Annotated in this window: 10 protein-coding genes and 1 other annotated feature; of the genes, 9 read left to right on the top strand and 1 reads right to left on the bottom strand. The window is 41.9% G+C overall.

What is annotated here, in order from left to right; genetic code table 11:
• Positions 1-431 precede the first annotated feature (431 nt).
• The 6 genes from GC102_RS25780 to gltX all read left to right on the top strand — a co-directional run bounded on the left by GC102_RS25780 (position 432) and on the right by gltX (position 5,275).
• On the top strand, positions 432-785 hold the full coding sequence (locus tag GC102_RS25780) for a VOC family protein (protein ID WP_171692060.1): 354 nt from the start codon (positions 432-434) through the stop codon (positions 783-785).
• A gap of 396 nt (positions 786-1,181) precedes the next feature.
• Entirely contained in the window at positions 1,182-1,520 is a 339-nt protein-coding gene (locus GC102_RS40730; protein ID WP_171692059.1) for a VanZ family protein, read from the top strand.
• 46 nt (positions 1,521-1,566) lie between these two features.
• Entirely contained in the window at positions 1,567-1,782 is a 216-nt protein-coding gene (locus GC102_RS25770) for a hypothetical protein (protein WP_171692058.1), read from the top strand.
• 463 nt (positions 1,783-2,245) lie between these two features.
• A complete protein-coding gene (locus GC102_RS25765) occupies positions 2,246-2,473 on the top strand; it encodes a hypothetical protein (protein ID WP_171692057.1) in 228 nt (75 codons plus the stop codon).
• A 113-nt stretch (positions 2,474-2,586) separates the two neighbouring features.
• On the top strand, positions 2,587-2,865 hold the full coding sequence (locus tag GC102_RS25760; protein WP_171692056.1) for a YjcN family protein: 279 nt from the start codon (positions 2,587-2,589) through the stop codon (positions 2,863-2,865).
• A gap of 411 nt (positions 2,866-3,276) precedes the next feature.
• Positions 3,277-3,517 (top strand) — a binding site (T-box leader).
• A 75-nt stretch (positions 3,518-3,592) separates the two neighbouring features.
• Positions 3,593-5,275, top strand: a complete 1,683-nt coding sequence (gene gltX / locus GC102_RS25755) for a glutamate--tRNA ligase (protein ID WP_171692055.1) — start codon at positions 3,593-3,595, stop codon at positions 5,273-5,275.
• A gap of 722 nt (positions 5,276-5,997) precedes the next feature.
• Here gltX and GC102_RS25750 read toward each other — a convergent pair.
• A complete protein-coding gene (locus GC102_RS25750) occupies positions 5,998-6,777 on the bottom strand; it encodes a DeoR/GlpR family DNA-binding transcription regulator (protein WP_171692054.1) in 780 nt (259 codons plus the stop codon).
• Positions 6,778-7,353: 576 nt separating this feature from the next.
• On the opposite strand from GC102_RS25750, the gene GC102_RS25745 reads away from it, so the two are divergent.
• From GC102_RS25745 to GC102_RS25735, 3 genes are all read left to right on the top strand, one after another.
• Entirely contained in the window at positions 7,354-7,776 is a 423-nt protein-coding gene (locus GC102_RS25745; RefSeq protein ID WP_171692053.1) for a DoxX family protein, read from the top strand.
• 78 nt (positions 7,777-7,854) lie between these two features.
• Positions 7,855-8,184, top strand: coding sequence for an ArsR/SmtB family transcription factor (locus GC102_RS25740; protein ID WP_171692052.1), 330 nt, complete (start codon positions 7,855-7,857; stop codon positions 8,182-8,184).
• Entirely contained in the window at positions 8,181-8,579 is a 399-nt protein-coding gene (locus GC102_RS25735; RefSeq protein WP_171692051.1) for an SRPBCC family protein, read from the top strand. The genes GC102_RS25740 and GC102_RS25735 overlap by 4 nt, the downstream gene beginning before the upstream one ends.
• The last annotated feature ends 577 nt before the right edge of the window (positions 8,580-9,156 follow it).

Genomic DNA, 9,156 nt, shown 5'->3' with positions numbered 1-9,156 from the left:
CTTGACAATTCTCATCAAATTAATCTGTGTAGGTTGATTGGCAGGTCGGTAGCCTATTGAGCTAAACATTCCTGTTAGTCCTAAGAATTGGACTTTGAAAGAAAAGGAGCGCCTCCTGATTTTGTTAGTTAATTCGAAGAAGCTAGTCCTTCATATAACACCGTATTCCCGCTGTGGGACTGTCGCCTATTGGTCTGCCTGGGGAATTTCGAGGAAGTGGAATTAGTCTGACAACCCTGCACCACCTAACCGCATCGAACGGGAGAACTATAGTTCAATCACGATATGACGGCAGCCGGCACACGATCGGCTGCCGTTGTCCGTTGAAGTAACGGGCAGGATGATTGAATAATGCGGTTCTAGATGATAATGTAAACTAAAAGTGTATTCTCCAAATGTGGAAAGTATATTATTAGAATCGAGGTCTGAAAATGAGGGTGAAACGAATTGTCACCAATATTAATACGCAGAATGTTCCGGCAGCAAAAAGCTTTTACCAGGATGTGCTCAAACTTGATTTATTGATGGATCATGGTTGGATTGAAACATACGGCTTACTCGGGGAGGAGAATGTTCAAATAAGTTTCGCCTCACAAGGCGGATCCAATACGCCTACACCAGATCTTTCGATTGAAGTCGATGATGTCGATGCGGTGTTTGAACGCATGCAGAGTGCTGGATATACGATAGAATATGGACTTGCAGATGAGCCCTGGGGAGTTCGTCGATTCTTTGTCCGCGACCCATTTGGTAAGCTTATCAACATCCTTGCTCATGGACATTAGATCAGCGGTCAGGGCGTGCAGAAATTTTGATTGTTAAGCTAACGAGGAACAATCACGACATGACGGCAGCCGACACACGATTGGCTGCCTTTGTCTGTTGTAGTAACGGGTAGATTTGCGCAACTTCCGTATCAAAAACTCCGTCTATATTAAGAGCTAAAAACTTACAGTCTATGGATTTATTCTAAATGGAGGGTGTAATGATCATAAATGAATATTTTTGATAAACATTTTAAAGTAATGAAAGTTGCTCTCATAATGATTTTTCTGGTTTATTTGCTAGTGCTTTATAAAGTTGTACTATTCAAATTCTCATCCCCCTGACCGTTATTGATTCTATTCTCAATTTAAATTTGGATGATGATTTTAAAAGGCACGTTAAATTGAATAGTAACTTTGTTCCTTATTAAAACAATATTAAGCTATATTTTTTATGAATCAAATAAAAATATTGTCATCAGGAACGTACTAGGTAATCTCGTGCTCTTTTTACCGTTCGGTTTCTTATTGCCTATGTTTGTTCGGAGGAAGTTAAATTACGTTACAATTATAATTCTTTCTTTTTTAATGAGTCTAGTTCTTGAACTAGTCCAATTGTTTGCGGAAGTTGGTAGCTTTGATGTTGATGATTTATTATTAAATACAATTGGAGCAACTTTTGGCTTTATTACTCAAAAAATAATAATCAAAATAATAAAAACAAGAACAAACTTAACCAGCCATAGATTAAACTAACGGTGAACGATAGTACTGTTTCAGTGAAGCTATGGGGGAGATAAGTGTGAAAACATTTAAGAATTTTATTTTGTTACTGACTATGTGTCTAACATTTGTTGGTTGTGGAAATGGCGTCATCCCAAATAATCCTGAGACAAGTCCTAGTGCTGTGGCTGAAGACAAATTATACATTCCAGAGCACTATAAAACCCAACTTGAATCGTTAAAATTAACTGAAGTGATATCGCTCCCCTATTTTCATGAACCTTATATTGTATAGCAAAGGATGCAAGTGGGCAACAATTTGCAATTGTTTTTCATTCTTTGGAATCAGAAAAAATGGTGAAATTACCTATTTCTAATGAAAAGATAATAAATGTAATTGAATCTAACGGGTTTAAAGTTGAGATAAACACATCGTCCTCCTTTCAAAATATACACATGTTTGAAATTAATAAAAAATTATTTTGGAATTACAGTGACGGAACAGGTAAAATATTTTTAAATCTTAATGGCGAGGTTGTAACGAATCCGTGGGAAGTTGGATTGAACTAACGGTAAACGATAGCACAATAATAACTACAGGCTGCTGACATAATCGGCAGCCTGTTGATGTAACGGGTAGTTTTGCGTAATAAAAATAAGCATAACGTTTCATATCAAATATTTACCACATATTGTAAAATTCAATTATACTTAGTTAAAAACAAATTCACCAAACAACCTTACAGGAGGGGAAATTAATGGAACGTAAAATAAATTTGCTGATTGGTTTCGTTGTTGGATTGGTATTTATGCTTTTGCCTACGCCAGTTCTTTTCATTTTAGGACGATTTTCTTATGACCTTACTGGTGGTGGTTCATTAGAGAATATCATTCAAACTATCGTTAAGACAATTGGACTCGTAGTTGTTATCACCATTGGTATAAAACTAATACTAGAGGCATTTAGGGAATTAAAAGGTAAGTAATCATTCAACTAACGGGAGAACAATAGTTCAATATCAATAGGGCTGTCTCGTGCAGACCTTTGCACAGCCTTTAAAACCAGGATAATAATGTACGAGAGGATGATACAATGTCGATGTCGAAGAGAAAGCAGAATTGGTTTATATCTATCACGACATTGTTAGTGTTTTATTTGTTTTTCTTTCCCACTCCAACGGCGGAATTAGCGGTTAGGAAGCATTTATTCTTCTCTCTCCATCCGATTAAGGTTTTCAGTGCTCAAGTTAAAGGGACGGGAAGTACTTCTTTTGGGGGAGCGAAATTGTACTATGTAGGTGATGTATCCCGATCTAATATTTGGGTGAAGAAAAATAGGTTAGGTTATCGTGTGATTGCGGATGGAACTGGACCATGATTTTTACGAGTCCAATGCCGACAGACAACAGTGGGGGGGAGGAAGTTTGAGTTTTTGGGGTAAGAGGGTTAATAAGGTTTAATGCCTGTTCAACTAACGGAGAACGATAGTTGAACGGCTGCCGCGAAGCAGCCTTTATTACGTTAACGGGCAGGATAGTTGAGCAATCATAGAGAATAATGATTGTATAATTCATTCAATATATAGGGGTTAAGATATGAGATTGAAAGTAAAAGAAGACCAAGATCTTATAAAAAATTGAAAGCTGATCGCCATCAAATTTTAAGCAGCGTAATCGATTATGCACAAATGATAATGCATTCATTCTTGCATAAAATCTGATTCGGGCGTATCTCGCCTTGACGCTGCATTAGCCTTTATGCTACCGTTACTGATAACCATATATATTCGAGAAACGCGATTGATGAGGAAGAGTAAACAAGTATTCGAATTGCAGAGAGCCCTGCATGGTGGTGGAAGAGGGTATTCGAGCTTGGAGAAAGAAGCCTCGGAGCATCAGACTGAAAGAGGGAGTAAGTCTGGCGGGTCTTCCCGTTATAGAAGAGATGTCGCAGTTAAATGCTGCATCTATGAGCGGGTCCGTTGACCCAATCAAGGTGGTACCACGGAAGCGATGCCTTTCGTCCTTGTTGAATGAGGATGAAGGGCTTTTTTTATTGTCTGAGAGTTTACTGTTTACAATCCCGAGGAGAAAGAAGGAACGATTATGAATCAAACCGAGCCTGCCCAGCGTTTATTTCCAGCTATTGAGAAGCTGCCGGAGGACGTTCTGGGCAGTTACCCCACGCGACAAATAAAAGAAGGAGCCAAGGTTACACGGTTCGCGCCTAGTCCGACCGGATTTCTTACGATTGGCGGCATCTATGCCACGCTCATTTCTGAACGGCTTGCGCATCAGAGCGGCGGCGTCTTCTACTTGCGAATTGAGGATACCGATAAGAAACGGGAAGTGGAGGGGAGCATCGGCGATATTCTTCAGGCGTTAAGCTATTGCGGTATTTATCCGGATGAAGGCCCGACTGCAGCTGGCGAAGAGGTAGGGGAATACGGTCCTTATAAGCAAACCGAACGAGCGAGCCTTTACCATGTCTTTATTAAGAATCTAATCGCGCGAGGATTAGCCTATCCTTGCTTCTGCGATGCGGATGAGCTGCAGCAAATCCGCGATAAACAGCAAGCAGCCAAGCTCAATCCGGGCTATTATGGCGAATGGGCCATTCACCGCAATCTGACGCCGGAGCAGGTTGAAGCGGAGCTGGCGACTGGAAAGCCGTATGTAATCCGGTTGAAATCGCCGGGATCACCGGATCGAAGAATCAAGTACAATGATCTGATCAAAGGTGAAATTGAAATGCCTGAGAATGAACAGGACATCGTTATCATGAAGTCCGACGGTATTCCGACCTACCATTTCGCGCATGCGGTGGACGATTGTTTGATGGGTACCACACATGTGATTCGAGGTGATGAATGGCTTGCTTCAGTTCCGATTCACCTGCAGCTATTCGACATGCTTGGCTTCCGCAGACCGGAATACGGCCACCTGGCTCCGCTGATGAAGATGGACGGTGCCTCGAAGCGCAAATTCAGCAAACGTAAAGATCCGGATGCAGCTGCGAGCTATTACGAGCAGGAAGGTTATCCGGGAATTTCAATTACGGAGTACTTGATGACGCTCATTAATTCCAATTACGAGGAGTGGCGGATGAGCCAGCCGGAAGCGCCATATTCGGAATTCATGATCGACATGAACAAGATGAACGTGAGTGGCGCGTTGTTTGATGTGAATAAGCTAGGTGACATCAGCAAGGATGTAATCGCCCTGCTACGCGCAGATGAAGTATTCGAGCACACAGCAGCATGGGCGGCGGCGTACGATACGGAGATGGAAGCGACGCTTCTTGCCAATCGAGAATATGCGACGGCGGTCTTCCAAATTGGCCGCGCGTTGGAGAAGCCGCGGAAGGATATTGCTAAGTGGTCAGACGTGAAGGATTTGTACGCGTACTTCTTCGACGAATCGTTCAGTAAGTCGGTAGCAGCGGGCTACGATTCGCTGCTTGCCTCAATGCCGTCGGAGCTGGCGAAGCAGATCGTTCGCGAATACGCGCAAACACTTGATTTGCAAGATGACCGTGACAGCTGGTTTGGTAAAGTGAAGGCAATTGGCGTGCAACTCGGCTTCGCCAAGGATGCCAAAACGTACAAGAAGAATCCCGAACAGTATCCAGGGCACGTCGGTGACGTTGCGATGATTCTTAGAGTCGCTTTGACGGGCAGAACAATAACGCTGGATCTGTACGATATGATGCATGTTATGGGAGACGCTCGTGTACGTAACAGGCTGAACCAGTTTATCGGCTATTCTCCACGGGGATCCCGTTCTTGAACAAATTCTTAGTGATTTGTTTTGACTAAGTAACGAAGAGTAGGTTGCCTTCATCTCGCGGCCTTCTCTTTTTTTATTAATCAAATAGTGATGCTCGGCAGCTTGTTCAACTAACGCAGAACAATAGTTCAATATCAAAAGGGCTTTATTAATTTAAGACAAGCAATTGTTATTGGTCTTATACACCGTAGTTCTGATATGGGGAATTTTGATAATTGGAGTGATTGGAATAAGGAAGCATTAACTTTTTATATTAATAATATAAAAAATGATATTCCGTATATTGACTTGGATTTCACAAGTCTATGATGTAAATATGAAAAAGCTTGTAAAATCAGGGAGAATGTTAACGATGCAAAAGGATCTCTAGTCCGTTAATAAGTAATGTGCCGCATTCCAAAAGGTTAAATAACCTTACTATCATAGAATATTGATAAAGCAGAGTATATTTACGACCTACTTAAATAGGCTAAACGCTCGCTCAACTAACGGGTAACAATAGTTCAAACATACAAGACGGCAGCCGGCCACATGATCGGCTGCCGTTGTCTGTTGAAGTAACGGGCAGGATACTTTAATTGTAAATGAAGTTTAAGAGAAATGATTGCAAGTCTCTTATGGTATAATAAAATCGGAGCAGTTTAACGGCTCTAGGTCAGAGGAATAGACGTCCTGTGCGAAGGGCTACGTCTATTCCTTTCTTACGTTTTTACTACCTTTCATTAGTCATCCTCACCAACCTTAGCAATGATTACCTTAACACCTTTACTTTCAATGTCCTCAATTGCTTCGATGGTTGCTTCTTCATCCGTAATGAGTATGTCAATTGGCGTAATAGGACCTAGCTTAGCAAATGCATCAATACCTAACTTCTCATGGGGAGCCAGACAAATGGTTTTCCTTGATATTTCAATTGCACTTCTTCCAAAGCTTGCTACTTCAGGAGTAGCCGTACTAATGCCATTTTTAGAAATTGCACCACCTGTAATAAAACAAAGGTCTAATGAGAATTGTCGGATAAAATCATATGCTAATGAATCTGTAATGTTACCTGAACGCTTTACTTTGCCTCCGATAAGATAAACGTCTATGTGAGTACGTTCCTTCAAGTTATCCGCAATTCTAATTGAATTGGTTACTACAGTGAAAGGAAACTCAGGGAGATACTTTAACATTCCAAAATGAATACCAGCACCTGAAATAAAGACAGTATCCTTTTCTTGAATAAAGGTAGAGGCTTTCCTTGAAATGGCATTCTGAAGTGGAGTGCCTTCCCCATAACGTGATGAAAGTGATTCTGGCGTTGGAGTATTTCTTACTTTACCGGCGGGTACAGCACCACCATGAGTTCTCTTTAGTAATCCCTTTTCTTCCATAATTGAAAGGTCTCTTCTAATGGAGTCAATAGACATTTCAAACATATCTGCTAACTCCTTTGCAAGTATTCGACCGTTCTTGTGAAGAAGTTTTAGAATTTCTTCTCTACGTTCCTCAGAAAACATTGTACATACCTCCAAATGTAAAATTTCACCTTTTCCCAGTGATAGCTCCATTATATTCGCGTTTGTTCGGCTTTGTCAATTGATTACCTTCCTGAATGTTCGCGTTTATTAATGATTTAGTGGTGGGAAACAATGATAACCCTTAATAAAAATGAACTGGGTGCATACTTTGTGTAAAGCATGGGGTTACGGAGCTAACGGAGAGAGATAGTTCAATACCAAAACGGCTGCCGCGGGGCAGCCGTCATTGCGCTAACGGGCAGATTCGCTTGGTGATTGACGGTTTTCATAAGCATCTCACGTCGACAGTGAATTCAGTGATGATAGAATCCCATTAAGTGAAAAGCTTCGGCATTATCGCGCCGAGGCTTTTTAACATGTAATCAAGGAGCCAAATGGCATAAAATCAATAGTTGAAACACATATGTGGAGTTTAAAAATGTTGTTGACAGGACACTAAATGGTGTCATATAATTAAATAGACACTAAATGGTGTCCGATTGGAAGCTAGTCATTTGGAAAGTTTGAAGCAAGAATATAGTTCACTTGAATCAACAATTATGAGGAGGAAACCAAATGAGTACGATCATCGATGCGGAAACAACCGCGAAAGCACAAACCCATCCTCGAGGAAAAGTTATCGCTTATTGGGTTACAACGTCGCTGCTTGCATTCTTTTTGGGGAGCGGAGGAATTGGGGAGCTAAGCCATCAATGGGGGACGCTCGGGACGGTGGAGATATTAGGGTATCCGGTGTACTTTCTGACCATTCTCGGGATTTGGAAAGTGCTTGGGACGATAGCCATCCTCGTGCCGGGTCTTCCGCGGCTTAAAGAATGGGCATACGCCGGCATTTTCTTTGGAATGACGGGCGCAGCTGCATCACATGCAATCGTGGGAGACTACGGGGCTTATGCGTTCCATATTTTTAGCCCACTTAGTTTTGCAATCCTAGCTCTCGCCTCGTGGACGCTGCGTCCGAAGAGCCGCAGGCTTTAAGGAGGTGGTGAAATTAACGCGGTCCCTTCGTACATTCTAGATGTGTAATACAGAAAATAATATTTAGGAGAGGGTGTTGTGAACGAAAACAACCCGTTGCGTGATGTGTTTGACGCGATTGCAGATCCAACTAGGCGCCGATTGATTCGTCTGTTAGCAGAGGCAAAGGAGATGCCACTTCATGAATTGACGGCACAGTTTCAAATGGGACGTACAGCGGTATCAAAGCATTTGATAATCCTTAAAGAGGCCGGACTGGTACTTGACCGAAAAGTCGGCAGAGAAACGCTATTTAGGCTGAACGCCGCTCCACTCAGAGAAATTCAAGATTGGGTGGCTTTCTACAGCAAGTTCTGGAGTACGAATATGTTGCGCTTGAACCAACTATTAGAGGAGGAAGAAGAATGAGTTCAACGGTATCCCTGGATTTTCAGTACACGACGTCGGTCGAGAAGGTTTGGTCCGCTTTAACCGATTCTAACAAGCTTGCCAAATGGGTCATGGAAAATGACTTTAAGCCAATCGTAGGACATCGTTTCCAGTTCCGCACTCAACCGACGGAATGGTGGAATGGAATTATAGACAGCGAAGTGCTAGTCGTGGACGGACCAAACCGGTTGTCCTACACTTGGGTCAGCGGAGGGGAGAAGACGACGGTCACCTGGACGCTGCAGGATTTAGGGGACGGAAAGGTTAATCTTCATCTCGAACAAACCGGTTTCGAAAATGCTCGTGCGTTTGAAGGCGCCAAGCATGGTTGGGCTAAAATGGCTGGCGAGCTTGAAAAGGTGTTGGAACAATAACCGCAATCGAAACAGAGCAATGGCGGGATTCCTGCCATTGCTCTGTTTCCATATGCAATGTAAATATGATCGGTTGCTTTTCTCGGAAACCCGTTTATGTTGGACTTGGAAGTTGTTAGGAGCAGCATAAAATACCTTTTCGAAAATCACCCAATTATTAAACTAACGGATACGATAGTGAAGGAGCTTGCATAGTGGCAGCTCCTATTTTTGTTCATTCAAGTAACGGGCCGGATAACGAAACTAACTTACACAATTAACGTCTAAAAAAGAGAAGTGGGACTAAATGAAAGAAGTGTTCGTTTGGTCAATTTTGGAATAATCATAGCATTGTTGATAGGTACTGGGTTACTATTAGTCACACGTTCGAAATCATCACAAAGCAGTTTAAGTTTGCGATGGATAGGTTATGCACTTATTATAATGGCAGTTTTTCTTGTTGTTATTGGAATAGTATCAAACCTCAATGAAGCATCACATTATCAATAAATATCAAAATCCCAATGTTAAGCTAACGGAAACGTTAGGTTAACGAATTCTAGCTACCACCCAATTACGAAAACCGGATTCCTTTGTA

The sequence above is a fragment of the Paenibacillus germinis genome, from assembly GCF_013141785.1.
GTDB classification, from domain to species: domain Bacteria; phylum Bacillota; class Bacilli; order Paenibacillales; family NBRC-103111; genus Paenibacillus_E; species Paenibacillus_E phytorum.
The sequence above is the reverse complement of the archived record's forward strand: the minus strand, read 5'-3'. Positions and strand labels throughout refer to the sequence as shown.

What these genes read in the sequence shown, in the direction of transcription:
- GC102_RS25780 (WP_171692060.1), top strand. Translation starts at nt 432, where the DNA reads ATGAGGGTGAAACGAATTGTCACCAATATTAATACGCAGAATGTTCCG.
- GC102_RS25765 (WP_171692057.1), top strand. Translation starts at nt 2,246, where the DNA reads ATGGAACGTAAAATAAATTTGCTGATTGGTTTCGTTGTTGGATTGGTA.
- GC102_RS25760 (WP_171692056.1), top strand. Translation starts at nt 2,587, where the DNA reads ATGTCGAAGAGAAAGCAGAATTGGTTTATATCTATCACGACATTGTTA.
- gltX (WP_171692055.1), top strand. Translation starts at nt 3,593, where the DNA reads ATGAATCAAACCGAGCCTGCCCAGCGTTTATTTCCAGCTATTGAGAAG.
- GC102_RS25750 (WP_171692054.1), bottom strand. Translation starts at nt 6,777, where the DNA reads ATGTTTTCTGAGGAACGTAGAGAAGAAATTCTAAAACTTCTTCACAAG.
- GC102_RS25745 (WP_171692053.1), top strand. Translation starts at nt 7,354, where the DNA reads ATGAGTACGATCATCGATGCGGAAACAACCGCGAAAGCACAAACCCAT.
- GC102_RS25735 (WP_171692051.1), top strand. Translation starts at nt 8,181, where the DNA reads ATGAGTTCAACGGTATCCCTGGATTTTCAGTACACGACGTCGGTCGAG.